Annotated in this window: 25 protein-coding genes and 1 riboswitch; of the genes, 16 read left to right on the plus strand and 9 right to left on the minus strand. The window is 60.1% G+C overall.

Annotation, left to right across the window (positions count from 1 at the left end; translation table 11 throughout):
- Positions 1-3: 3 nt before the first annotated feature.
- The 11 genes from fmt (at position 4) to lnt (ending at position 12,690) form a co-directional block, all read left to right on the plus strand.
- Positions 4-975 carry a methionyl-tRNA formyltransferase gene (gene fmt, locus CS903_RS02695; RefSeq protein ID WP_099332016.1) on the plus strand — a complete coding sequence of 324 codons (972 nt, stop codon included), beginning with the start codon at positions 4-6 and terminating at the stop codon, positions 973-975.
- Entirely contained in the window at positions 976-2,397 is a 1,422-nt protein-coding gene (locus CS903_RS02700; protein ID WP_099332017.1) for an RsmB/NOP family class I SAM-dependent RNA methyltransferase, read from the plus strand.
- Positions 2,398-2,426: 29 nt separating this feature from the next.
- Positions 2,427-3,110 (plus strand): ribulose-phosphate 3-epimerase, encoded by a 684-nt coding sequence (rpe, locus tag CS903_RS02705; protein WP_099332018.1) that lies wholly within the window; start codon positions 2,427-2,429, stop codon positions 3,108-3,110.
- A 54-nt stretch (positions 3,111-3,164) separates the two neighbouring features.
- Positions 3,165-3,284: riboswitch (FMN riboswitch) on the plus strand.
- A 106-nt stretch (positions 3,285-3,390) separates the two neighbouring features.
- Positions 3,391-4,143 (plus strand): ABC transporter permease, encoded by a 753-nt coding sequence (locus tag CS903_RS02710; RefSeq protein WP_370737641.1) that lies wholly within the window; start codon positions 3,391-3,393, stop codon positions 4,141-4,143.
- The gene (locus CS903_RS02715) at positions 4,140-5,240 is read left to right on the plus strand and encodes an ABC transporter substrate-binding protein (protein WP_099332020.1); all 1,101 of its coding nucleotides are present in this window, start codon (positions 4,140-4,142) and stop codon (positions 5,238-5,240) included. The genes CS903_RS02710 and CS903_RS02715 overlap by 4 nt, the downstream gene beginning before the upstream one ends.
- Positions 5,241-5,297: 57 nt before the next feature.
- Positions 5,298-5,561 (plus strand): phosphoribosyl-ATP diphosphatase, encoded by a 264-nt coding sequence (locus tag CS903_RS02720; protein WP_099332021.1) that lies wholly within the window; start codon positions 5,298-5,300, stop codon positions 5,559-5,561.
- A 5-nt stretch (positions 5,562-5,566) separates the two neighbouring features.
- Positions 5,567-6,415, plus strand: a complete 849-nt coding sequence (hisG, locus tag CS903_RS02725) for an ATP phosphoribosyltransferase (RefSeq protein WP_099332246.1) — start codon at positions 5,567-5,569, stop codon at positions 6,413-6,415.
- A 31-nt stretch (positions 6,416-6,446) separates the two neighbouring features.
- Entirely contained in the window at positions 6,447-7,406 is a 960-nt protein-coding gene (locus CS903_RS02730; RefSeq protein ID WP_164996651.1) for a helix-turn-helix transcriptional regulator, read from the plus strand.
- Positions 7,399-8,388 carry a helix-turn-helix transcriptional regulator gene (locus tag CS903_RS02735; protein WP_164996652.1) on the plus strand — a complete coding sequence of 330 codons (990 nt, stop codon included), beginning with the start codon at positions 7,399-7,401 and terminating at the stop codon, positions 8,386-8,388. Before CS903_RS02730 ends, CS903_RS02735 begins: the two co-directional genes overlap by 8 nt.
- On the plus strand, positions 8,369-11,110 hold the full coding sequence (locus tag CS903_RS02740) for a DEAD/DEAH box helicase (RefSeq protein ID WP_099332024.1): 2,742 nt from the start codon (positions 8,369-8,371) through the stop codon (positions 11,108-11,110). The genes CS903_RS02735 and CS903_RS02740 overlap by 20 nt, the downstream gene beginning before the upstream one ends.
- Positions 11,092-12,690 carry an apolipoprotein N-acyltransferase gene (gene lnt, locus CS903_RS02745; RefSeq protein WP_099332025.1) on the plus strand — a complete coding sequence of 533 codons (1,599 nt, stop codon included), beginning with the start codon at positions 11,092-11,094 and terminating at the stop codon, positions 12,688-12,690. The genes CS903_RS02740 and lnt overlap by 19 nt, the downstream gene beginning before the upstream one ends.
- A 22-nt stretch (positions 12,691-12,712) precedes the next feature.
- Here lnt and CS903_RS02750 read toward each other — a convergent pair whose 3' ends face one another.
- The 8 genes from CS903_RS02750 to CS903_RS02785 form a co-directional block, all read right to left on the minus strand.
- Positions 12,713-13,078 (minus strand): RNA polymerase-binding protein RbpA, encoded by a 366-nt coding sequence (locus CS903_RS02750; protein ID WP_099332026.1) that lies wholly within the window; start codon positions 13,076-13,078, stop codon positions 12,713-12,715.
- A gap of 185 nt (positions 13,079-13,263) precedes the next feature.
- Positions 13,264-13,551 carry an acylphosphatase gene (locus CS903_RS02755; protein ID WP_099332027.1) on the minus strand — a complete coding sequence of 96 codons (288 nt, stop codon included), beginning with the start codon at positions 13,549-13,551 and terminating at the stop codon, positions 13,264-13,266.
- Positions 13,551-14,063: a MerR family transcriptional regulator gene (locus CS903_RS02760; protein WP_099332247.1), complete on the minus strand. Its 513-nt coding sequence runs from the start codon at positions 14,061-14,063 to the stop codon at positions 13,551-13,553. Before CS903_RS02760 ends, CS903_RS02755 begins: the two co-directional genes overlap by 1 nt.
- Before the next feature lie 197 nt (positions 14,064-14,260).
- Complete coding sequence (gene ftsR, locus CS903_RS02765) at positions 14,261-15,037, minus strand: transcriptional regulator FtsR (RefSeq protein WP_099332028.1); 777 nt, start codon at positions 15,035-15,037, stop codon at positions 14,261-14,263.
- Positions 15,037-15,468, minus strand: a complete 432-nt coding sequence (locus tag CS903_RS02770; RefSeq protein WP_242491724.1) for an FHA domain-containing protein — start codon at positions 15,466-15,468, stop codon at positions 15,037-15,039. Before CS903_RS02770 ends, ftsR begins: the two co-directional genes overlap by 1 nt.
- Before the next feature lie 147 nt (positions 15,469-15,615).
- On the minus strand, positions 15,616-16,281 hold the full coding sequence (locus tag CS903_RS02775; protein ID WP_164996653.1) for a DUF881 domain-containing protein: 666 nt from the start codon (positions 16,279-16,281) through the stop codon (positions 15,616-15,618).
- A gap of 94 nt (positions 16,282-16,375) precedes the next feature.
- A complete protein-coding gene (locus tag CS903_RS02780) occupies positions 16,376-16,708 on the minus strand; it encodes a small basic family protein (protein ID WP_099332030.1) in 333 nt (110 codons plus the stop codon).
- Positions 16,709-16,760: 52 nt separating this feature from the next.
- Positions 16,761-17,582 (minus strand): DUF881 domain-containing protein, encoded by an 822-nt coding sequence (locus CS903_RS02785; RefSeq protein WP_099332031.1) that lies wholly within the window; start codon positions 17,580-17,582, stop codon positions 16,761-16,763.
- A 49-nt stretch (positions 17,583-17,631) separates the two neighbouring features.
- Here CS903_RS02785 and CS903_RS02790 point away from each other — a divergent pair, with 49 nt between their 5' ends.
- From CS903_RS02790 to thrB, 5 genes are all read left to right on the plus strand, one after another.
- A complete protein-coding gene (locus tag CS903_RS02790) occupies positions 17,632-19,257 on the plus strand; it encodes a Mur ligase family protein (RefSeq protein WP_099332032.1) in 1,626 nt (541 codons plus the stop codon).
- 25 nt (positions 19,258-19,282) lie between these two features.
- Positions 19,283-20,833: a ribosome biogenesis GTPase Der gene (der, locus tag CS903_RS02795; protein WP_099332033.1), complete on the plus strand. Its 1,551-nt coding sequence runs from the start codon at positions 19,283-19,285 to the stop codon at positions 20,831-20,833.
- 54 nt (positions 20,834-20,887) lie between these two features.
- Entirely contained in the window at positions 20,888-21,676 is a 789-nt protein-coding gene (locus CS903_RS02800) for an SGNH/GDSL hydrolase family protein (protein WP_099332034.1), read from the plus strand.
- Between the two features lie 153 nt (positions 21,677-21,829).
- Complete coding sequence (gene thrC / locus CS903_RS02805) at positions 21,830-22,852, plus strand: threonine synthase (protein WP_099332249.1); 1,023 nt, start codon at positions 21,830-21,832, stop codon at positions 22,850-22,852.
- Between the two features lie 5 nt (positions 22,853-22,857).
- Positions 22,858-23,796: a homoserine kinase gene (gene thrB, locus CS903_RS02810; protein ID WP_099332035.1), complete on the plus strand. Its 939-nt coding sequence runs from the start codon at positions 22,858-22,860 to the stop codon at positions 23,794-23,796.
- A gap of 61 nt (positions 23,797-23,857) precedes the next feature.
- Here thrB and CS903_RS02815 read toward each other — a convergent pair whose 3' ends face one another.
- The gene (locus CS903_RS02815) at positions 23,858-24,931 is read right to left on the minus strand and encodes an aspartate-semialdehyde dehydrogenase (protein ID WP_099332036.1); all 1,074 of its coding nucleotides are present in this window, start codon (positions 24,929-24,931) and stop codon (positions 23,858-23,860) included.
- Between the last annotated feature and the right edge of the window lie 96 nt (positions 24,932-25,027).

Raw genomic sequence — 25,027 nt, forward strand, 5'->3', positions numbered from 1 at the left:
GCTTTGAGTCTTCGAGTTGTCTTTGCCGGGACGCCCGCGGTGGCCGTACCCACCCTTCGAGCGCTCTATGAGTCGGAACACGAGGTCGTTGGGGTTATCACGCGTCCTCCCAAGCGACGTGGTCGCTCCAAGGCCCTCATAGCCAGCGATGTTGCCCAGTTTGCCGACTCGGTCGGGCTGCCTCTGCTTGAGACGGAGCGGCCGGCATCCGAAGAGTCGCTGGCATGGCTCACCTCCCTAGGTGCAGACCTCGGGGTGGTGGTCGCATACGGCGCCCTCCTGCCCCAGCACCTTCTTGATGCTCTGCCCCTCGGATGGATCAACCTGCACTTCTCCGATCTGCCCGATCTGCGGGGGGCAGCCCCGGTTCAGCGAGCACTACTTCGCGGTGACACCTCCCTGACCAGCTCGGTGTTCCAACTCGAAGCTGGAATGGACACCGGCCCCGTTTTCTCCAGGGAGAAGCACGACCTCGGTCCAGAGATTACCTCCGGTGAAGCCCTGGCGAAGATGGCTCTTTCCGGCGCAGAACAGGTCACCGAAGTCGTTGATCTTCTCGCCTCGGGGCGGGCGGTTGCAACCGTTCAGGACACGGGTGTGAACGACACCCGCGTTTCGCTTGCCCCCAAGCTTTCGCGACAGGACGGGTTCGTTGACTTCGTTCGAAGCTCGACTGAGACCAAGGACCAGATACGCGCAGTCTCGCCGGATCCCGGCGCCTGGACTCTACTGCCAGATGGTTCGGTGATGAAGATCAGCGGCGCCACGGTGGTTGAACCGACCGGGTCGACGGGGCTTTCGGGGACGGTATCCTCAACTGGGAAGCAGGTCCTGGTGGCCTGCGGTGAAGGCCAGGTTGCACTTCGTGAGGTGGCTCCCGCTGGGAAGCGCCAGATGGCAGCGATCGACTGGTACCGCGGGGCTCGCCTCGAAGAAGGCGCGCGACTGGGACGGAAGAGGGAAGAGGGGAAGTAGATGGCGCACGGAAGCAACCGGGTTGATCCAGCCCGCCTGGTGGCAGCAGAGGTGCTGATTGAGGTCGAGGAGCAGGGGCGCTTTGCAAACCTGGTTCTGCCGAAGGCGCTGCGCGCCGAGCAGACGAAGAACCGTAAGTTTGACTACCGCGATGCCGCATTCACCTCGGAACTCACCTACGGAACTATCCGCCAGCAGGGGTTTCTCGACTTTGCCCTGGCAAAGCACAGCTCGAAGCCCCTGGTCGACCTCGACACGCCGGTGCTGGTCTGCTTGCGAATGGGCGCCTATCAGCTGCTCTTCATGCGTGTAGCGGACCATGCCGCGCTGTCAGAGACGGTAGAAATTGCGCGGAAACTGACGGGTGAAGGTCCCTCAAAGTTCGTCAACGCTATCCTCCGTTCCCTCCTTCGTGAGGGGAAGGAAGCTGTCTTCGAGAGGGGCGCCCTGATTGGCGATGAACAGACCAGGCTGTCCACCGTGCACTCGCATCCGGGATGGATTGTCTCCGCCATCGGGGATGCTCTGGTCGCGCGGGGGCTTCCCCGTACCGATCTCCCAGAGGCCCTCGAGGCCAACAACCAGGCCCCCCATGTCACCCTGGTGGCCCGCCCCGGACTGATTAGTCCCGGCGCCCTGGCCCAGGAAGTCGAGGATGTACTCGGAGTTGGGACGCGCCAGGGGATGCTGAGCGAGTTTGCCGTCGTCCTCGATAGTGGGGGAGACCCGGGGGCACTTCCGTCCGTGAGAGGGGGGCAGGCCGCCGTCCAGGACGAGGGGTCTCAGCTGGCCGCCATTCTCCTTGCCGAGGCTCCCCTAGACGGTCCAGATCAGAACTGGCTTGACCTCTGCGCGGGCCCCGGGGGCAAGTCCGCCCTTCTGGCCACCCTCGGCGCCGACCGCGGGGTGCAACTTGTTGCCAACGAGGTCAACCCGCTTCGAGCACGCTTGGTCCAGCGTTCAGTGCAGGCTGTTGACAACGTGACGGTGACAAACTCGGACGGACGGAAACTGCAGGTTGATCAGCAGTTTGACCGCGTCTTGGTCGACGCACCCTGCCTTGGGTTGGGCTCGTTGCGCCGCCGCCCCGAATCGCGTTGGCGTCACCACCAGAGTGACTTGGACGAGCTAGTTCCACTCCAAAAAGAGCTGCTTGAGGCGGGCATCCGCCTCGCACGACCCGGGGGCGTGATCGCCTGGGTCACCTGCTCGCCCCACACCGCGGAAACCCTAGCTCAGGTCAACGAGGCCATTGCGACCGGTCTGGTTGAACTTCTCGATGCCTCCAAGCTGGCCCAAGAAATGGTCCCCGAGGATCTGGGACTGGGTGGTGGGGATGAAACAGCCTCCAAGACGGTGCAACTTTGGCCCCATCGCCACGGCAGCGACGCCATGTTTATCGCGCTCCTGCGCCGCAACTAGAACCTTTTGACGAACGTTAGGCAAGATAGATGCACGTAAAGATAGCCCCCTCGATCCTCTCCTGTGATATCGGTTTGCTCAACAGCGAGCTCGATCGAATCGCCAGCGCCGACCTCGTTCATGTTGACGTCATGGACGGTCATTTTGTACCGAACCTGACGTGGGGTCTGCCGGTTGTTGAGGCCGCCGTTCGCCACGGTGGTCTCCCGGTTGACACACACCTGATGATCGAGGACCCCGATCGCTGGGCGGTTGACTATGCCAATGCCGGAGCCAAATCAGTGACATTTCATGCCGAGGCTGTCACGGCTCCCATCACCCTGGCCCGCAGGATTCGCGCGGCGGGTGCGAAGGCCTCCGTTGCCTTTCGTCCCTCAACTGACCCCGGGCCCTACCTCGACTTCATTGATGAGTTCGACATGGTCCTGGTCATGACGGTCGAACCAGGTTTCGGGGGGCAGCGTTTCCTCGATGCAACCCTGCCCAAGATTCGCCGTGTCCGAGAGGCAGTAACCGCTAGTGGGGCACAGGTTCTGATCCAGGTTGACGGCGGCATCGATCGAAAGACCATCATCGGAGCCGCCGAAGCAGGTGCGGATGTCTTTGTTGCGGGTTCCGCGGTCTTTGGGTCAAGTGACCCTGATGCAGAGATCAGGTTCTTGCGCTCTGAAGCCGAACGTATCCTGCGGGGAACACGCTTCTACCAGGCTTAGCCAACAGCGTAGGGCGATTCTTTCGAGGAGTTGGCGCTCCATGACATAATGGGTGCGCAGCTCCGGGGTCGGTGAAAGTCCGAGCCGGCGGTTATAGTCCGCGACCCGCCACAGGCGGTTGAATCGGTGAAACTCCGATACCGACGGTTAAAGTCCGGATGGGAGGAGCGGGTGGTCAAGGATACTTGACGTCACCCTGCCCCGGCGCGGAAAGGTTGCGTTGGCCGGCAAGAGGAAGTCGCCCTCACCATCTCTCAACTGGGTAGCCCCATTGACCCTGGTGATCATCATTGTCGCGCTCTGGTGGTTCCTGACCGCGGTGCAGGACATCGAACCCTGGGTGTTTCCCACTCCCGCTGCATTCATCAGCAAACTGACCACCCTCCTCAGTGAGGGGTGGATGTGGGAGCGCATTGCAGTCACCGCCGGTGAAGCTGTTATTGGCGCTGTCTTCGGAACGGCTGTTGCCCTGCCCCTTGCCTGGGGCATCTTCAACTTTGAGTTCATCAGAGCTGGTGTCGAACCCTTCCTTGGAGCCACCCAGGCGATTCCTGCTATCGCCATTGCACCTCTCCTCGTCCTCTGGATGGGCAATGGTTTTACCCCGATCATTGTGCTCTGCGCACTGATTACCTTCTTTCCGGTCCTCGTCTCGACAACTGTCGGCCTGCGCCAAATGGACCCGGATGTTCTCGATGCCGCGGCCCTTGATGGCGCCCACGGCTTGGCGATGATCCGTTACATAGAGGTGCCTCTTGTGGCTCCCTCCATGCTCGCCGGCATCCGCAACGGCTTTGCACTGTCTGTCACCGGGGCCATTGTGGGTGAGATGGTGATGGGCGGTTCTGGATTGGGCCAAGTCCTCACCCAGCAGCGCCACAACCTCGACACAGCCGGCATGTTTGTCACCGTTTTTGTCCTCGCCGTGCTTGCCATGAGCCTGTATGGCGTGATCTATAGAGTCGAACGCCGGGCCCGCCGTGATATCCGTCCCGAGCGCACGATGCGCCCAGTAGAAAGTGTTTCCCAATGAGCAGTATATTTTCTTCCTCTGGAACAAGGGTTAGGCACCCACTTGCACTTCTCGGAACGGTGGCAGCCACACTGCTTGTTGCAGCAGGTTGCTCCACCGGAGCCGGTGTTTCCGGCCCCGGCGTGGTCGAAGGTACGGGCCAGTCATCCCTGGAAGGGGAGTCTATTGACATTGGCACCGGCGGAGAGGGTGTGACAATCGGCCTTACCTATGTTCCCAATGTGCAGTTCTCACCCGTCTACGTAGCTGCAACGGATGGAATCTTCCGCGCCGCTGGGGTCGGGGTCACCGTGCGTCATCACGGCGCCGATGAGGGACTGTTCACCGCCCTCATGTCAGGGGACGAGGATGTGACGGTCGCCAGTGGTGACGAGGTGCTCCAGGCCCGCACCGCGGGAATGGACCTTGTCTCCATCGGTGCCTACTACCACGACTACCCGGTGGTGATCGTCGTGCGTGAAGACAGTGGCATCGAAACTGTTGCTGATCTAAAGGGTAAGTCGGTCGGGGTACCGGGTGAGTTCGGTTCGAACTGGTTCGGCTTGCTTGCCGCCCTGGAGGGTGCCGATCTAACTCGCTCAGACATCACGGTGGTGCCGGTCGGCTTCACCCAGGCGGCATCACTTGCTTCTTCCAGTGTGGATGCCATTGTCGGTTTCACCAACTCAGATGTCGTGCAGCTTGAAGAGCTCAGTGTTCCCATCCGGGTCATCCCTCTCACCGACGGACCCACCCCCCTGGTGGGGGCGTCGATTGTCACCACCAGTAAGTGGTTGGAGGCTAACCCCAAACTTGCCTCAGCCGTGGTTGACTCAATCACCGCCGGGGCCTCCCGTGTACTTCATAATCCCCAGCACGCCCTTGAGGTCACCACCTCGTGGGATCCGGCCCTGAAAGATCCGCAGACCCGTGCGGGAGCCTCTGCAGTTCTCGAAGCCACACTGCCCCTGTGGCGCGATTCTGCAGGAAAAGCCTCTGGACTACAGGACCTTGAGACCTGGGATGCCATGGGGGTCTTCCTCTCCCAGGTTCTCTCCGAGGCGATTCCTCCGGAAGAGGTCAAGCGGACCGTCACCAACGACTTCGCAACTAACTAGAGTCTGCTCCCGCGGACAGCTCCCCCCGGGTGGTTCGCAAGCCGTTAGTGTTTTCCCATGACCACCTTCGAGAACCTCTTTGCGGAACTGCAAGTCAAGGCCACCGAGCGACCAGAAGACTCGGGAACTGTTCGTGAGCTGGATGCGGGCGTGCATTTCATCGGTAAGAAGATCGTCGAAGAAGCTGCAGAGGTGTGGATGGCTGCAGAGTATGAGTCCCGAGACGACCTGGCCCTCGAGATCTCCCAGCTGCTCTATCACCTCCAGGTGATGATGGTCGCGAAAGATCTTTCCCTTGATGACATCTACAAACACCTGTGAGAACCATGTTGAGAGTTGCTGTGCCCAACAAGGGCTCCCTGTCCGAGTCCGCCGTAGAGCTACTTGCTGAAGCAGGCTACCGAACACGCCGGCGAGGCCGGGAACTGGTTCTCGTCGATGCTGCCAACGACGTAGAGATCTTCTTCCTCCGGCCTAAAGATATTGCCGTCTACGTCGGCCAGGGCCGTATCCAAGCGGGAATCACCGGCCGTGATCTGCTGCTTGACTCGGGTACCGAGGCGATAGAGATGCTCGGGCTCGGTTTTGGTCGCTCACGATTCCGCTTTGCAGCGCCGGCCTCCGAGATCACCGCCCTCGAGGAACTCCAGGGCAGACGAATTGCGGCTTCATATGATCGCCTCGTCACCGAGTACCTCCGGGCCAGAGGGATCGAGGCTCAGGTCATCCACCTGGATGGTGCCGTTGAGTCCTCGGTGCAGCTTGGGGTAGCCGATGCCATAGCCGATGTTGTAGAAACAGGCTCCACCCTCAAGGCTGCCGGCCTCACCGTGTTCGGGCCGACGATTCTAGAGTCCGAAGCGATCTTGATTACCGCCCCCCAGCACCTCTCCGATCCGGCACTCAGGGTCCTGGAGCAAAGACTTCGCGGAGTCATCGTCGCGCGCGATCATGTCCTGATTGACTACAACATTCGTACCGATAACCTTGAAGCCGCTGCGAAACTTGCTCCCGGTTTAGAGTCACCTACAGTTTCAACTCTGGCGGAATCAGACTGGAAGGCTGTCCGCGTCGTGGTGGTACGTCGAGAGATGAATCAGGTCATGGATGCCCTTTTGGATGTGGGGGCAGAGGGGATCATCGTCACCCAGCTAGTTGCCTCTCGACTACGCTAAAGAGGTTATGTCGGCTGAGGTTGGGGGCACTGTGGCGCAGGAGAAAGTTCAGGCACCGCTGAGAATCCTCAACCTGGCTTTAAACCTTCTCAACACGCGGCATGGCCTCACGCGGACAGACCTCATGCGTCTGGTGGCGGGGTACCAAGCGGAGGATGAGGCAAGTGCTCAGCGAATGTTTGAGAGAGATATTGAGCATCTGCGGCGCGCCGGCCTCGTCGTCGAAGTTCGCGATCGTTTCCACAGTGAAGCTACCTACCGCGTTTCGACATCTTCTTTTCCCTCGCAGGCCTCTTTCCTCAGTGAACGTGAGGTCGCGCTTCTCCTCCGTGCTGTCGACTCATGGGAGGGCAGCGGAGCGGTCGTGGCGCTTCGCAACAAGCTTCGCGGTTACACCTCCGGAGCGGTTGAGATTGCTGCCCACCCGACCCGTTTTGTCCTTGAATCAGCAGACGGTCTTGATATCGTGCAAACTGCCATTGCGCAGCGCAGGCCGATTTCTTTCGACTATGTCTCTAAGTCAGGAAGCTCGCAGCGCTCTGTAGCTCCCTGGCAGGTTATCGCCAGGGGCCGTGCTCTCTATCTCTGGGGATTCGACCTTGATGCCTGGGCCCCTCGACTGTTCCGCTTCTCCCGCCTTCGCAGTGCCCCGAAACTAACCGGAGAGGCCGGCGCGGTTGATCCAGAGGGGCCGCTCGAGCCGGTTCCCTTCGACCCCTCGACGTTCCTCATCGAACCGGAGCTCCTGGTGCGCTCTGACTCAGCCCCGATCACGAGGGCACACTCAACTCCTGAACTTGACGACCTCGAGAATGGTGATGACCCATCCTGGCAGAGACGGCGCGGGGTCCTCGATGATGCCGGAGTCTGGGAGGAACGGGCGCTACTCGAAGCCGATAGTGTTCGCATACTTTCCCCAGACTGGCTCAAGAAGACCATTGACAACCAACTTGAGACGGCGCGGGACTGGACGGGGGAGAGCGATGGCTGAGGATACAGTTGCGGCCTTATCTCGTCTGATTTCGCTGGTTCGACTGATCGATAACCAACCTGGGATCACAGTCGGCGAACTCTCGCAGCATTTCGGACGCAGCAAAGCCCGGATCCGTTCCGATATCCGCCTCCTCGATAGAGCCGGCGTGGACGACCTGCTTCCCGGATGCACTTTTGAGATCGACTATGACCTGTTCCTAGAGCAGGATGCGGTGTCACTTCGATCCCCCCTGAACATCGATGCGCCACTACCCATCACCCGCCAGGAGTTCGCAAGCGTTGTCACCGCACTTCAGGCCATGGCTCCGACCCTGGACGAGGACGACCTCCAGCTGCTCCCCCAAACCCTCTCGGCCCTCATTACCGCCCTCGACGCCACAGATGCCGCTGAACTGGGGACGGGATCGGGTCTCACCATCCCTACGATGTCCCAGTCCACACGGCAGATGATTCTGTTGATTCAGAAGGCCATGGTCGAGGGTCGCAGCATCACTTTCAGTTACCTCAACCGTGCCGGTGTCGAGTCGCACCGAGTGGTCACCCCGGAGGCACTGGTTCAAGAACGTGACGGATGGATCGTTCGGGGCATGTGCCACAGGGCGATGGGGGAGCGGAGCTTCCGCCTTGATCGTGCCTCCGGCCTCTCTCTTGCAGATAGCGCAACCTTTGCTCGACGTACCACTAGTCCCACCTCGAATCGCCTTGAGGAAGTAGGAGAAACCGTGACGGTCACACTCTCTAGCGAGGCCGCCTGGGCACTCAAGGAGTCTCCGGCACGCACTGTCAAGACAGCTCGAGATGGCACTATTGTCGCTGTGTTCCAGTCCTGGGACCCGGTTTGGATGCGCACAGAGTTACTCACATTGGCCCCCTACGTCCTCGACGTGTTGCCGCGCGTGTACCTTGAGGAAGCATCAGATTTTGCTCGGCGCGCTCTAGCGAGCCAGGAAAGGGGTCCTCATGGACGAAGTGAAACTTAGCCCCTCACAGCGGATGGAGCGTTTCCGTCGGCAGATGATGGTTGAGGAGTCCGGTCTTCAGCAGTACCTGGACTCCCTGCACTTCTCACCGGATGCCTTCCAAGAGGAAGCTCTCGAAATTCTTGCTACGGGTAGCTCCGTCCTCGTCTGTGCCCCGACCGGTGCTGGTAAAACTGTTGTCGGAGAGGGCGCAGCCTTCATTGCGCGCCAACGCGGACAACGTGTCTTCTACACGACACCAATCAAAGCCCTTTCGAACCAGAAGCTTCGCGACTTTCGTCAACGTTTCGGAGATGACGAAGTCGGGCTCCTCACCGGAGATACCTCGATAAACCCGGATGCCCCTATCGTGGTGATGACGACCGAGGTCCTGCGAAACATGATCTACGCAGGACAGAACCTAGATGATCTGGGCGTTGTGGTCATGGATGAGGTGCACTACCTTTCCGACCGCTTCCGCGGCCCTGTCTGGGAAGAGGTACTGATTCAACTGCCCCAGCATGTCCTCGTCGTGGCACTATCAGCCACCCTCTCAAATGCCCAGGAGTTTGGGCGCTGGGTTGGCGATGTTCGTGGGTCCTGCGAGGTGGTGGTTTCTGACCGACGGCCCGTTCCCCTCTATCAGCACATGATGGTCGGTCCGCGGATCTATGACCTCTACGCCCGCCCACGCGAAGCGGCTGCTGGAAAGGGCTCCAAGCAGATTAATCCAGACCTGCTTGAAGCTATGAACCGTGCCCAAGAACGTGACTTGGAAAAACGCGGGGGACGCGCAAGAGGCAACCGGAGGCGTCCAGCCCCCGTGTCCCGCTTCAGGGTGATTGACCGGCTTCGCTCGCGGAAGCTGCTCCCGGCCATTGTCTTCATCTTCTCTAGAGCAGGTTGTGATGAAGCGGCTTCCGAGGCCGCAACCTACGGCATGAACCTGGTTAACGCGAGCGAGCGAGAGCTGATTCGGGAAGAGATTGACGTTGCTCTTGCCACCATTCCGCCCGAAGACCACGGTCCCCTCGACCTCCACCGTTGGGCCTACACGCTTGAAGAGGGCGTGGCTTGCCACCATGCAGGTCTGTTGCCCCAGCAAAAAGAGGCAGTGGAACGGCTTTTTGCAGCGGGCTTGATCAAAGTTGTCTTCGCTACCGAGACCCTCGCGCTGGGAATCAACATGCCGGCCAAGACGGTCGTAATCGAGTCGATGGAGAAGTGGAACGGTAGTGAACACGTGCGCCTCTCTCCCCGTGAGTACACGCAACTGACCGGCCGGGCGGGACGCCGTGGGATTGATGTGGAAGGTCATGCCGTGGTCCTCCAGAGAGCCGTAGTCACCCCCGAGGAGGTCGTTGAGCTTTCCTCCGGTGGCTCCTATCCTCTGCATAGCGCGTTCCAGCCCAACTACAACATGGCTGTCAACCTTCTTTCACGACTGGACCTGGAAGAGTCACGCGATGTTCTCGAATCATCATTTGCGCAGTTCCAAACTGATGCTTCTGTCGTTAGGGAAGCTCAGAGGTTAAGGCGGGCTAACGCCACCTTGGAAGGCATCGCCAAGAAGCTCTCCTGCGACAGGGGAGATGCAGGGGAGTACTTCGAGCTTCGTGAGCAGATCTCGGCGCTTCAAAAGCATGCTTCAAGGCTTGCTCGAGAGAGTCGCGGTGTCCAGCAGGCGCATATTCTTCGCGACCTCAAAGTCGGGGATGTAGTCCGTTTCCGCCGCGGAAGAAGACTGCGAACCGTGGTGGTCGTGCAGGCTCCCTCCGCAGGATTCGCCACCCCGCTCGCCCGGGTTGTGGGGGATGATGCCAAGCCCGGTAGCATCGGTCCTCACGAGGCCGAAAATGGTCTCGAGGTGCTGGGACGGATGCCCGTTCCCGAGAGGGGTGCAAAGCGACCCTCTGATCGTAAAGACCTTGCAGCTGCGCTGAGACACCACGATTTCACCCGGGACGTGAAACGTAGTCGCCCTCGAGATGATCTGCGTGTCGCGAAGATTCTCGATGAGGTCTCCGACCTTGAACGAAAAATGAGAGAGCACCCGGTTCACAGTTGTCCCGACCGGGAAGCCCACGCGGTACTCGGGCACGATTACGCGCGGGCTCTGCGCGAGCGCAACCGTATTGCCTCCCGGATTAACTCCAGTAGTGCGCAGATTGTCCAAGAGTTCGACCGGGTCTGCACCGTCCTTCGTAAACTGAGCTTCCTCAATGAAAATACCGTCACGAAGCGCGGTAGACGTCTGCGGCGTATCTACGGTGAACGAGACCTGCTCACCGCTCAGATTCTCGCGGAAGGAGCCTGGGATGACCTCAAGCCAGAGGAGCTGGCGGCGATGGTCTGCGCGGTGGTTTACGAACCACGCGGAGACGACGGGGTCTCATCGATTCCTTCGCACTTCCCAACTGCGCGCCTCGAACTGGTGTGGACCGAGACCATGAGGATTTACGAGGAGCTGCATGCGGCAGAGGTCGCTGCGAGCCACGAGGTAACGACACCTCCGGCAGGACAGCTTCTTCCTGAAATGTACCGCTGGGCAAAAGGCGCCTCCCTGGCTTCAATCCTTGAGTCCAGTGAACTGTCCGGAGGCGACTTCGTACGCTGGGTGCGTCAGGTGCTCGATATGCTTGATCAGCTGCGCAGACTGGAAGAGTCTGAGATTCGCAGTGCCGCAACCAAGGCGCGCGATCGTCTTCTACACGGAGTGGTGGCTTGGACAGAGTTCGCGTAACCGGGAACGGTCTTTCAAGACGAAAAACCGCCACTGGTTCCACCTGGGTTGACCTCTTGCTGGTGCTTGTCTCCGGCACCGCTATGTGGGCGGCATTCCCCCCGGTCAATCAGTGGTGGCTGGTGTTTCCTTCGATGGCACTACTGGTTGCCCTGGTCGACCGTATACATCCTTGGCGCGGCGCTGGCTACGCGGGGCTGTGGGCCATGGCCTTCTTTATCCCGCACATCTCCTGGATGGAGACGGCGACGGATGGGACGACCATTTCATGGATTGCTCTGGCCGGCGCGGAAGCCTTCTTCATTGCTCTGTGGGGGCTGTCATTTTCGGCCCTGGGGACTTGGAACTGGGCGAGGACGATCTGGGGGGAAGTTCTTGGGGGAGCGCTGCTCTGGGTCACCTTCGAGGAGGTTCGCTCCAGGGTCCCACTGGGTGGATTTGCCTGGGGGAAACTTGCTTACTCGCAGGTCAATGGGCCTTTGGTCGGTCTGGCACCCCTCGGTGGAGAGATTCTCACTTCCTTCGCAGTAGTAGCGATCGCCATCCTCGTGCGGCGGTCGCTCGGTTTTGGTCGCCTCGGGGCGGGGGAGGACGGCATCGTCGCCCGCCTCGTTTCCCTGGCCACGGCGGTCGTCCTCTTCCTAGCACCAGCCGCCGTTCCCCTTGCGAACTCTCCCGAAGTCGGAGAGATCAAGGTAGCGCTTATCCAGGGCAACGTGGAGATCCCCATGGCCGAAACGTTTGCGATTCCTCGGAAGGTCACTGGCAACCACATTGATCAGACCAGGCAGATACTTGAGGATGGCCACAGCGTTGACCTGATTTTCTGGGGTGAAAATGGGGCGGACCTTGACCCTCGGGTGGATCCGCAGACCGCGGACCTCATCGGAGACGTTTCCCGCGAGTCAGGTGTCCCCATCCTTTTTGGTCTCCTCGAGTATCAGGATGACCTGCGGTACAACTGGATGGGAGTTTGGGACCCCCGCGAGGGACTGCTTGAGGAAATGTACGGCAAACAGCACCCCGTACCGTGGGGGGAGTACGTCCCCATGAGGGCGATCTCAGAGTTTCTCGCCACAGCAACCGCACAGATTAGCGTTGACATGGCTTCCGTCGATAATCCTGCCTACCTCGAGGTTGAACTAGGCGACGGTCGAAACGTGCCCATGGCCATTGGGATCTGCTTTGAGGTGGCCTATGAGCCGCTGATTGCCGAGGGCGTGGCCATGGGAGGTGAGTTGATCGTTATCCCTACCAACAACGCTCAGTTCCAGAACACCGCAGAGTCAGAACAGCAGCTGCAGATGGCACAGTTCCGCGCCGCAGAGTTCTCTCGTGCAACCGTTCAGGTTTCAACCAACGGTGTGTCCGGGGTGATTCGTCCAGACGGATCACTGGTGCAGGTCACGGGAACCCAGGAAGCCGCCTACCTGGTTGATACGCTGCCACTTCGGGACAGCAAGACACCGTTCACCTACGTTGCGGCATTCTTGCCCCAGCTCGTCATGGGCTTGGGACTAACGCTTGCAGCAACAAGCCTCGGCGCGTATGTCTACGCCCGAGGCCGTCGCAAGTTGTAAAGATTTGAGTCGTGACCGCCAACTAGGGTCGACGATAGTCAGTATCGAAAACGAGGTCGCCATTGCGGTACGCCTCGAGCTGCTCCTGGAGAAGCTGGTCAAGTTCTTCCAAGCTACGACGCTCAAGCAACATATCCCAGTGGGTACGTTGTGGCTTGAGCGCCTTGCCTTCTTCCTCTTCGATGACCTCTCCGATAATCTCGGCCATTTCGCCGCAGCGGCACTCCCAGGTGGCGGGCGGTTCAGCATCCAAAGCCATGGCAATCTTGAACTCGTGTCCATTGGCGCAGAGGTACTTGGCCTCAAAGCGGTCGGCGAAGACGACGCCTTCCTCAGACTCCAGCGACTTGGAACCGATTTGCATACCTCTTAGTGCGCGGTCAGCCATAGCAGCGTCTCTTTCTTTCGCGGGCGGGTCACGGCAGAGTATGCCGTGCGACATGACAGTTTACCCCGGCAGGTGTGCCATTCCCAGTGAGCAAGCCAAAGGTGAACACTAGCCACGATCCGATAATGTACATTATGTCAGATTACGGAGAGGAGCTGTTCCCCACGCTCGCCCATCTGGGCGGATCAGTGGATGATTTGGAAACCTCGCGCGCCCTCGACCTCAGAGCGAGCAGTTTCCATTCTGGAGATCCTTACTCCCGGATACCCGGTACGGAGGATGGCCAACACATTTTCCACCCGGTGTTCCGGACCTTCGAGGTGAACACTGACCGTCCCGTCGGCCTCATTACGCACCCATCCCGAAACACCTTCTTCATCGGCGCTCCACATGATTCGGTAGCGAAGTCCCACGCCCTGAACAGTGCCGCGAAGCTTCACGTCCACCGCGTGTACGTGCTGGTGCGGGGACATTACGAAGCCGCTCGGTTGGCCCGTCGGCGACGCGCCTCATCAATGCTGATGACCGAAGGGTCAGACTCAACCGGAAGGGCTGCCAAACTTCCCTCAACCTCACGCCACACGCGACCCACAGCGATGCCAAAGACACCCTGACCGCCCTGGAGTAGATCAACAATCTCATCCGGAGATGAGCACTCATAGACGGAAGCACCGTCGCTCATAAGCGTGATCGAGGCGAGGTCATCAATCCCCCGCTCCGAGAGCTGCTTGACCGCAACGCGCACCTGCTGCAGTGAAATTCCGGTGTCGAGAAGCTTCTTTACGACCTTGAGGACAAGGATGTCCTTAAATGAGTAAAGTCGCTGGCTACCAGATCCGGCCGCAGCTCGCAGGCTGGGTTCTACCAGTCCGGTCCGAGCCCAGTAGTCGAGCTGTCGGTAGGTAATACCTGTCGCTTCGCAGGCAACGGGCCCACGATATCCTGCACTGACATCAATCTGCGCCAAGGGATCGCCAAACAGCATCGGTTGACGTGCCCGGTCTGTCTGAGCAGGTAACTCTGGACTCACGGCATCTCCTTGAATCTTGGCTGACAGTAAAGTCTTCTTAAAGTCGCGGGTGAACCACCCACTGCGACCATCACTTGATAACGATAGCCCTTCCAACCAAGTCTAAGGCTCAAGTTGAAGGTTAGTGTCAGGGCGTGTCGGCATTGGAAAGATCACTCCCCCAGCGCTTCAATGGCGAGTTGAAGCAGGGCGCTGTGAAGAGCCCCCGTGAGCTCTCCCATTTCCTCTGCCTGGGACCTGGCGCGCTCCCGATCTCCGGGTCGATCACGCCGAGTAGTGGAGGAAACTGCCTGGTCAATGATATCTGCACTGCGGTCCGCACCAGCCCGAACGGCGCGGAGGTTTCGGGCAGGGATTCCGGCCGCAACAAGCTGGTTGATCAGCTTGACCACACGGATTGTTGCACTGGGAAACCGCCCACCCAGATCCGGAGAAATGAGACCGAACCTGACGTAGGCCTCCAGTTGCTCACGGCTGCAACCCGACAGCTCACCAAGCTCTCTAACCGTGACGGTTCGAGACTTGTCATGGGCCACGGTTATGCCATCGGAGGTGATCAGGCGTGCCTTCGGGACCAGCTCAACGTCGTGACCGGCATCGAGCGACTGAAGCTCGTCCCCAATCACCTTCAGTGGAGCGTAGGAGTCCCGCTGCTTGGTGAGGATAAAGCGGATTCGCTCGATGTCAGCCTGAGAATACTTGCGGTATCCGGCAGCTGAACGGTGCGGGGTAACCAGACCCTTTTCCTCAAGGAAACGAACCTTAGATACCGTTGTCGCCGGGAACTCCCTCGCCAGGATCTTGACGACCTGACCGATTGAGATGACAGCGTCGCGAGAGACACCCCTGGGCCAGGGCCCCTGGGATGGTCGTTGATCCGCGGAGGCCGCCTCTGTTGCCCTGAGAGCTCCGCTTCGTACCGCGCCCACTACTTGGCGGGTGACGGGTGGTACGTGAGGCGGTACTTCCCCACCTGGACCTCATCGCCGCTCTTCAGAACAGCCTGGTCCACCCTCTCCCGGTTGACATAGGTTCCGTTCAGAGCACCGGAATCCCGAACAATGTGGCCGCCGTCCCTGGCGATGAACTGACAGTGCTTTCGTGAGACCGTGACGTCGTCGAGGAAAATATCGGAGGAGGCCGAACGCCCCGCGTTAGTGGTCTGCTGATCAAGGAGGAAGCGCGCCCCGGAGTTGGGGCCGCGCTGCACAATAAGCAGCGCGCTTCCCTTGGGCAGGGCATCAACGGCTGCCTGATCCCTCATCGACAGGGGTGTTACGGGAATCTCTGAGGCATCAACCTCCTCAGCAGTACCGAAAAATGCTGTGCTGGTTGGATCGAAAGGTGCATCATTAGCCACTTCGTTGTCCTCCTCTACCCTGTCGTTCTCTTGCCAACTTCGAAGGAACGACTCTACAGACTTTCATTATCCTAGCCCGTTTCCTAGCGCGCACCCATCGCTTGAATCACTACTCAAGAAAATCAGCAGGGTGCCCGGTCTGGGCCACTAGTTAGTCACCGGCTGTGCAAACACGGGTTCCGGAGGGTCTACAACAGCAGTAATCTGCAGGTCATCCACCGTTTGCACCAGCACCGTTGCACCGTAAGCACGGTACTGAGATGCGGCTCCGCCACGGATCTCCAGCGCGACTGCCAGGGTTGAGCTATCCCCGATAGCGCGCCATTCATAGGGCGGCTGCAAGACAGTCCCACTGGCCACAATAGAGTCGTTTTCGTCACGCCCGAACCAGGCCCTAGCGTTCAGGCGCACCCCGTTAATTGAGATGCTCTCCGCCCCCGTATTGCGCAGTTCTGCGAGGGTTGTGACGAAAACTGAGACGGGTAGTCGCCCCTCGGGGACACCGACATTGAGAATCACCCCCGGACCTTCAACCGGGATACTTCCCGCGGCGATCTCGGCACGCTGCGTCGCCTGTGCAACTGCATCACGAGCTGTCTGCTGCGCATCGGCGGCCTCTTCAAGATCACTGATCTGCGCCTGCAACTCCCGTCGCTCGTTGCGGAGATTCTGTTCACGCTGGTCCAGGTCGCTGAGAAGTGTCACCAGCTGGTCTTCGTTCAGCCCTGCCAAGGGGTCCGTAGCCTGGGTTCGTACGGTGGTCGTGATGGCAAACCCGACAAGGAGGAACAGCACCAGAAGCAAAAAATGCATTGGGCGAGGTTTCGAAACAAAAGACCTGCCGAATCTCTTCGAACTGAAGCCCTTCGTTCCGTGCGCCGCGTGCTTTCCACTATTCAGACTCATCTCACGCCTTAACGATCAGGCGCCGAATCGATGCCGAGTTACTAAAGATTCGAATGCCGAGGACGACGATGATCGCCGTGGTCATGGCCCCACCAACGCCAAGTTGAACGCCAAGAAAGACCAGGAAGCAGGCTATGAGAACGTTCCAGAAGAATGACGCCATGAAAACGCGGTCGGAAAAGACCCCCTCGAGCCAGGCTCTGAATGCCCCAAAAAGTGCATCCAGCGCTGCCACGACAGCCACTGGAAGGTAGGGCTGAAACTCCGCTGGAATTACTGGGTCGAACACGAGACCCGCAATGACACCGATGATCAGACCGATAACAGCGATCATTTGGGACTCCCTCCTTCTTCCTCTTCCTATGGTGAAAATGTCCGGTCAACTGCTAGCTGATTGGTTGAGACTCCGATGTTGGCAACGGTAGTCCACCGAGCACAAGATTCTCGGCACGATCCTCTCGGATAGTCGCCCCCGTGGCCCGCCGGATATCTTCGATCTGGCCCAAACCAGGTCCAGACTGGAGGCTGTTCATGATGCCCACGGGGTCACCGATAGCCTCAATGACATAGGGGGAGGTAACCGGGATTAGGTTGACAAGAATTAATGAACCCCCGGTGCGAATCGAGGTCTCTGCTCCGAGTCTCTGACCGTTCACCGCGATGGCCTCAGCCCCAGCGGCCCAGAGAAGGTTGGTGACCGCCCGAAGATCGGTATCTCGGAAGCTGCTTGCTTTTCCCGAAAGGGATGTCCCCTCCTCCACAATCGTCACCGTGACCCCGGGTCCCGTCACCTTCGTACTTGCTGCACTAAGCGTCACCGTTGGACTGATCTCACTGACCACACCCTCAAGTTCCCCCTGCTGACGAACCTGCTCCGCAAGGTCCTGATTCTCACTAACAAGCAACTGAACACTCTCCTGCCCCGCGTGAACCTGCTCTGCAAGGAGTAACCGGGGGTCGGTTTCGTCACTGCTCTCTGCCCTTAGGTTAAGCGCAGCAACCGTGATCAAAAAGCCCAAGATGGCAATCAAGAGGCCGATTATCGCGCGTTTCAGAATCGATCTGTGAACCGGTTTCTTTGTCGCGTACTCCGCATATCCCGGATCCAATGCGAACTGTTCGATGTTCTGCAGCAGCAGCATCGAGGCTGCCGGGTTCGGTGCGGCCCCATCCTGCTCGGGACGCACCGGAGGCAGAGTGTGACCCATGCTTCCCCCTTCGACCGGCCGCAGCTACCCACGGGCCTAGAATGAGCCCATGGCATCCTTAACAGAGATTCGTCCCCAGACTACTGCCTGCTCCTTGGACAAGGCACTAAAAGGCACTGGCGCATGGAGGGTTTGGACCGGAGGGGTGGGCTTGATCGAGCCCTCTCAAACCATCCGCGACCTCATGGTCACAGGCGTCACAGTGAGTACAGAAGACGTAGATACCGACTGGGTTTTCGTTGGTGTTCCCGGACTTCGTCGCCACGGCGCAGCTCTCTCGCGCCTCGCGGCAGCGGAGGGAGCCACCGTCGTGGTAACTGACGAGGACGGTGCCAACCTGGCTGCGGACGCGGGCGTGCCCATTATTGTCGTTGATAACCCACGGCGAGCCGCCGGCCTAATAGCCCACAACATCCATTCCGGAGAGCTGGGGGTCCCGAGCAACTTCCTGGTGGCAGGCGTAACCGGAACTAACGGCAAGACCACCACCACTTACTTCCTGCGCGCCGCCCTCGCCTCCAAGCTTGGAAAAATGGGCCTTCTCGGCACCATTGAGGTCGATACTGGCAGCTTCTCCACACTTTCCGAGCGCACCACCCACGAGGCCCCAGTCGTACACAGGGCGCTCGCAGCCACCGCCCAGGCCGGACTCAAGGGAGCAGTCGTCGAAGTCTCCTCGCATGCCATGTCGCTGGATCGAGTTGGTGGGGTTCAGTTCGACCTCGGTGTCTTCACCAATCTCCAGCACGATCATCTCGATTTCTATGACAACAGCATGGACCTTTACTTCGAGGCAAAAGCTCAGCTCTTCGAGGCAGAACGCACCCGCCTGGGGGTCGCCGCGGTTGATGACGCGTACGGTCGTCGCCTGGTCCGGGAAGCCACCACCCCGATGACTGCGGTTCAGGTCCTAACCAACGATGTCATTGAGGGTCTTGATGCTCCCCTGTGGCGCGTTAGCGACATTACTGTCGACCCCTCGGTCGGTGGCAGCTCATTTACCCTCCATTCCCCTGACGGCACGCAGTTTCAGGCGTCATGCCCGATTCCAGGGGTCGTCAACGTGCAGGACGCCGCCCTCGCCATTGTTGGGGCACATCTGCTCGGAGTCAGTGTTGAGGATGCTATTTCCGGAGTGCGTGTCGCTCCCCCGGTGCCGGGACGTATGCAGTGGGTCCCGAGCGCCGAGCACCAGCCGGCCGTGCTCATCGACTACGCCCACACCCCCGAGGCCCTTGAGCACCTGCTTGAAGATATCCGCCCCCTCTGCTCGAAGAACCTGGTTCTGGTCTTCGGAACCGACGGTGATCGAGATGCGACCAAGCGCGTTCCCCTTGGTGAGATTGCGGGCCGCGGAGCCGACCTTATCTGGGTAACCGATGAGAACCCCCGCTGGGAAGATCCCACCATCATGCGCAACCAGCTGCTCGAGGGAATCCGTGCGGTGCGCCCCTCCCTCGACGGTGTCATTGAAGTGACTACCAGCCGCAGGGATGCCGTCCGAGAAGCCATCTACCGCGCGAGCGCCGGAGACGTTGTAATTATCTCTGGAAAGGGTGCGGAACCGTACCAGGACTATCGCGGAGTCCACCACCACTACATGGATGCACCTGTCGCCCGGGAGGTTCTAGATGCCTACATCAATGAACCAAGCGCGCACGCCCCAAACAACTGAAGTCCCGACCTCCTGAGGAATGAAAATGCAAGAGAATCCCCTGGCCGAGCGCGTCCCCTTTGAAGACGGTGAGGAAGAGTTCATCGAGCCCACAGAAGACGAGGTCGATGAGCTAGTCGAGGACGAAGATGCAGAAGAACTCGAACTGCGCCTCAATGCCATGCGCGCTGACCTCGCGATGTACAACCTCGAGGAGGAGGACCTTGCCCTACTGGAGCAGGGCGACGACTGGACGGTCAACTCACTCGAACACTCACCCAAGCCGGTTGTCGCCGTCATTGGACGCCCCAATGTTGGAAAGTCCACCCTGGTCAACCGGGTTCTGGGGCGCCGAGAGGCTGTCGTACAGGACACTCCCGGAGTAACGCGCGACCGCGTTCTCTACGACGCAGAGTGGGCCGGGGTTGACTTCATCCTCGTTGACACGGGTGGTTGGGAAGTCGACGTGAAGGGCCTGGATCGGCAGATCGCCGAGCAGGCAGAGTTAGCCATTGGCCTGGCCGATGTCATCATTTTTGTCGTCGACGCAACCGTGGGGGCAACCTCGACTGACGAGCAGGTCGTTCCCCTGCTGCGTCGAGCCGGAAAGCCCGTGATTCTGGCGGCGAACAAGGCCGACTCGGTACTCCAAGAATCCGATGCAGCCTACCTCTGGTCCCTGGGACTGGGCCAGCCCTACCCGATCTCTGCCCTGCATGGCCGAGGCACGGGAGACATGCTGGACGCCGTAGTTCGGGCACTTCCCGAGGAGGCAGCGATCCCAACAAGGGCACGCTCCTCGCAGATGCGCAGGGTGGCTCTGGTTGGCCGTCCCAATGTCGGCAAGTCATCCCTGCTGAACGCCCTCGCCGGAGAGACCCGCGCCGTCGTGCACGATCTTGCCGGTACGACTCGTGACCCGATTGATGAGGTCGTCGAGTTCGACGGCAGAGAATGGGAGTTCGTAGATACCGCTGGTATCAAACGCAGACTGCACCGCACCAGCGGGGCCGATTACTACGCCTCCCTTCGCACGCAGGCTGCTCTGGAGCGCTCTGAGGTTGCCCTCGTCCTCATCGATGCTTCAGTTCCCCTGACTGAGCAGGATGTCCGTGTGATCCAACAGGCCGTCGATGCGGGTCGGGCCATCGTGATCGTTAACAACAAGTGGGATCTGGTCGATGACGAACAGAGGGTCTCAATCACCAAGCAGGAGGAGCGGGAGTTGGTCCAGGTGGACTGGGCGCCGCGCATCAACCTCTCGGCGAAGACTACCTGGCACGTGAACCGCATTGCACGCGCCCTGGATACGGCACTTGAAGGGTGGGAAACCAGGATCTCGACAGGGAAGCTCAACGCTTTCTTCGGTCGACTTACCGCGGCCCACCCCCATCCCCTGCGCGGGGGACGCCAGCCACGTATTCTCTTTGGGACTCAGGCGTCAACGATGCCCCCCAGGTTTGTACTGTTCACCACGGGCTTCCTGGACCCGGCCTACCGTCGGTTCATCCAGCGCCGACTCCGCGAGGAGTTTGGTTTTAAGGGAACCCCAATTCAGATCTCGGTTCGGGTCAGGGAACGTCGAGCCAGAAAGTAGTGCCCCGCACCGAGGGGCCCCGGAGACTTCGAGCCAAGTGAAGAAGGAACAGCTGTGTTTGGTAGTTACATCGCAATCGGTGATTCATTTACTGAAGGACTGGGCGACGAACGATCTGACGGGACTCTTCGAGGATGGTCCGACCTCCTCGCCGAGGGCTTGGCTGAGGCGCACGCATCGGTTCGAGGGGCTGGCGATCCGGCATTTCGCTATGCCAACCTGGCGATTCGAGGACGGAAGATCGAAGCCATCATTGCGGAGCAGATCGAGCCTGCACTTCGGCAACAGCCAGACCTAGTCTCGTTCAATGCAGGGGGCAACAACATGCTCCGACCCAAGTTCAGTGCCGAGGAAGCCCTGGCAGAGTCACTGGGGGCTGTTGAGCAGCTTGTTGCGGGCGGAAGCCACGTCCTCCTCCTTGCTGGCCCCGATCCCGTCAACAACCTCCCCCTTGGAAAGGTCTTCTCCGAACGAGGCGCCAGATACACGGCACTGACCAGGGAAGAAACCCGGGGAATGGCGGGTGTCACCTTCGTCGATAACTTTAGTGACCGGGCTTTTGAGGATTCGACCTACTGGTCTGAGGATGGTCTTCACCTCTCGAGTGCGGGCCACCTCAGGGTCGCAGCCAACTGCCTCCAAGCACTGGATGTGCAGTTTCCCGCCGACTGGGATGACCCCTGGGACCCGAAACCGGATCGGAAGAACTACCGCTCGGCCCGCTACCTCGGTACACATGTTGCGCCGTGGATCGGTCGGCGCCTGACCGGGCGCTCCTCAGGCGATGGCCGATCGGCCAAACGTCCACTACTGACAGAGGTCGAGGTGCAGCGAAAGGACTAGGTCGGTCGAGGATCCTGCCAGTCCGAATGGTGGCTCGCACTGGGCAAACCCCAGACTTTTGGCACACTTACGGCTAGCCCACCCGCAACTAGAGACAACTTGGAGCTCACCTTGTCGGCACACCCAGAAACTTCCGGACTGATTCATCGCTACATGGACTGGCTGCCGGTCCAGCCGGGTCAGCCGATTATCAGCCTTGGCGAGGGATCCACCCCCCTGGTCTACTGCCGCCATATCTCCAAGCTGGTCAACAACGAGGTCTGGGTCAAGGTCGAGGGCGCCAACCCCACCGGATCGTTTAAGGATCGGGGAATGACCATGGCTGTGACCATGGCGGCGGCACGCGGAGCACAGGCCGTCGTCTGTGCGTCCACCGGCAACACCTCGGCCTCGGCTGCAGCGTACGCGGTGCAGGCCGGAATGACCCCCGTCGTGCTGCTTCCCGCGGGCAAGATCGCCCGTGGCAAGCTGGCCCAGTCGGTGGTCTACGGCGCACGGATCGTTCAGATTGACGGTAACTTCGACGACTGCCTTGACGTGGCACGAAAGTTAGACGCAAACTACCCCATCGCCCTCGTCAATTCGGTGAATCCCGACCGAATCCAGGGGCAGAAGACCGCATCCTTTGAGATTGTCGACAGGTTGGGTGACGCTCCGGATATCCATATCCTCCCCGTGGGTAACGCAGGCAATATCACCGCCTACTGGAAGGGCTTCCGGGAGTACGCAGCAGCCGGTATTTCGTCGCGACTTCCCCAGATGTGGGGTTTTCAGGCGGCTGGGTCCGCCCCGTTTGTCGCCGGACACCCCATTGCGGATCCAGAAACGATTGCCACCGCGATCCGCATTGGCAACCCCGCATCTTGGAACCAGGCGATTGCCGCACGTGACGACTCCGGGGGACGCATCAGCGCCGTCACCGACTCAGAGATCCTGTCAGCACAGGCGCTACTTGCCGCCCAGGAGGGTGTGTTTGTCGAGCCAGCCTCTGCAGCAGGCGTGGCGGGTCTGCTCAAGGCCCACGCCGCCGGAGAGCTACCCACAGGCAAGACCATCACCATTACGGTGACCGGGAACGGTTTGAAGGACATTGACACAGCGCTGCTCGATCGCGACATTGTGGCCGAGGTGCTCCCGGGTGATGTCGAGGTCGTCGCCGCAAGTCTGGGACTCTGAGCCCCATGGTTGAGGTACTCCCTCTCGGACGTTCGGCAACCGTTCTGACGCCGGCCACCACGGCAAACCTGGGTCCGGGGTTTGATGCGCTGGGCCTCGCCTTGAACTGGGTTGATCAAGCTTCTGTCCGCGTGATTGAACGTGGATTCGAACTCACCCTAACCGGTGTGGGATCAGGAAGCCTTCCCCTTGACGAGACCCACCTGGTTGTCTCAACGATCCTTCGTGGACTTGAGAACCTGGGTGTGAAGGCAGGTGGCCTAGCCTTCACAGCACACAACACGATCCCGCTTGCACGTGGTCTCGGATCTTCCTCCGCGGCCATCGCCTCGGGACTGGCGCTGGCGTGGGGTTTGGCCCGTCCTCACCAGCCCCTCGACCGGTACTGGGCATTCACACTTGCCGTCGGTCTGGAGGGACACCCGGACAACGTCGGTCCTGCCATCTATGGCGGCCTCACCATCGGATGGTTCACCGACGGGGTGTGGAAGGTTGTGGGCGCTCCGGTTCATGATGACCTGAGGGTCTGCGCCCTGGTACCCGACACGGTGCTCGAGACAACTACGGCTCGTTCGGTCATGCCCCGGGAGATTCCGCTGAGTGATGCCATCGCCAACTCTGCCCACACCGCCCTGCTGGTCCACGCTTTTTCTGAGGAACCCCGGTTTCTGTTTGATGCCACCTCGGATCGACTCCATCAGGAGTACAGGCGTGCCCTGTACCCGAGTTCCATGGCGCTTGTCGATGTCCTGCGTGATCAGGGCCTAGCCGCATGCATCTCCGGTGCCGGACCAACAGTTGTTCTCCTCCACACTGAGGGTCAGGGGGCACTTGTCGATCTCATACTGGACGGACTCCTGTCAGGTGACTCTGACCTATCCGCCTTCAAACGATACGCACTGGGTGTCGGCGAGGGGGTCCAGGTCCTGCCGCCCTCCCAGTAGGCAGATAAAAGCGGGGCCACCCCGTCGTCCTCGTCGTGGCAGCCCCGCAGTCTCTTTTTCCCTAGTAGCCGTGTTCCTTCGCGACAAGCTCAGCCAGTTCAACCGCGTTGAGTGCGGCTCCCTTTCGAAGATTGTCTGAAGACACGAAGTAGACCAAACCGCGATCACCCGCCACGGACTGATCTCGGCGAACCCGCCCGACGAAGGTTCCGTCACGACCTGCGGCCTCAAGTGGATTCGGCAGGTCGACCAGCTCCACCCCGTCCATATCGGCCAGTGCTGCCACGGCCTCACCAACCGAAATGGGCTTCTCAAACTCTGCATGCACCGTCAGTGAGTGCCCGGAGAAAACTGGGACCCGAACACAGGTGCCGCCAACTGCCAGATCTGGAAGACCGAGGATACGACGCGATTCGTCACGCAGCTTCTGTTCCTCATCGGTCTCGCCGCTGCCGTCCTCAACAAAGTTTCCGGCCTTGGCCACGACGTTGAAGGCGATGGGAGCCGCGTAGACCTTTGGCTGCGCATGATCAACGGCGGAGCCGTCAGTGGAGAGTCCCTCAATGGGCTTGTCTCCCCCAACCACTGCGCGGACCTGGGAACCGAGTTCTTCAACTCCGGCGAGTCCACTGCCGGAGACGGCTTGGAACGTGGTCACACGCAGGGCGCGTAAGCCAGCAAGGTTATCGAGAGCTTTCAGCGAGGGCATCGCTGCCATGGTGGTGCAGTTGGGGTTCGCAACGATTCCCAGGGGGCGATCGAGCATGTCCTTCGGGTTCACCTCGGAGACCACCAGGGGCACCGAAGGGTCCTTTCGCCACCCGGACGAGTTGTCAATGACCACCGCACCAGCCTGCGCAAACAAGGGGGCAAACTGCTTCGAAGCTGTCGCACCCGCAGAGAAAAGGGCCACGTCAATCCCAGTCAGGTCCTCCGGCGTCACCGCCGACACGTCCTCGACGGTAATCTCGCGATCCCGCCAGGTCATCTTTGTGCCCGCTGACCGGGGCGACGAAAAGAGGCGAAGTGATGCAACCGGATAGTCCCGCTGCGCAAGTAGGTCCAGAACGACCCCGCCGACCTGACCCGTTGCACCAACGACCGCAACGTTTAGGCCCTGCTTCTCTGTGGTCATGTTGTTTCCTCTCTCATGACTATGGCTCTCACAGAGTACGAGGACGTTCGGCACACTGAAACGGGCGACCATTCTGCGGACCACCCCTGCGCTCTG

The sequence above is a fragment of the Actinomyces minihominis genome, from assembly GCF_900187855.1.
Taxonomy (GTDB): domain Bacteria; phylum Actinomycetota; class Actinomycetes; order Actinomycetales; family Actinomycetaceae; genus Scrofimicrobium; species Scrofimicrobium minihominis.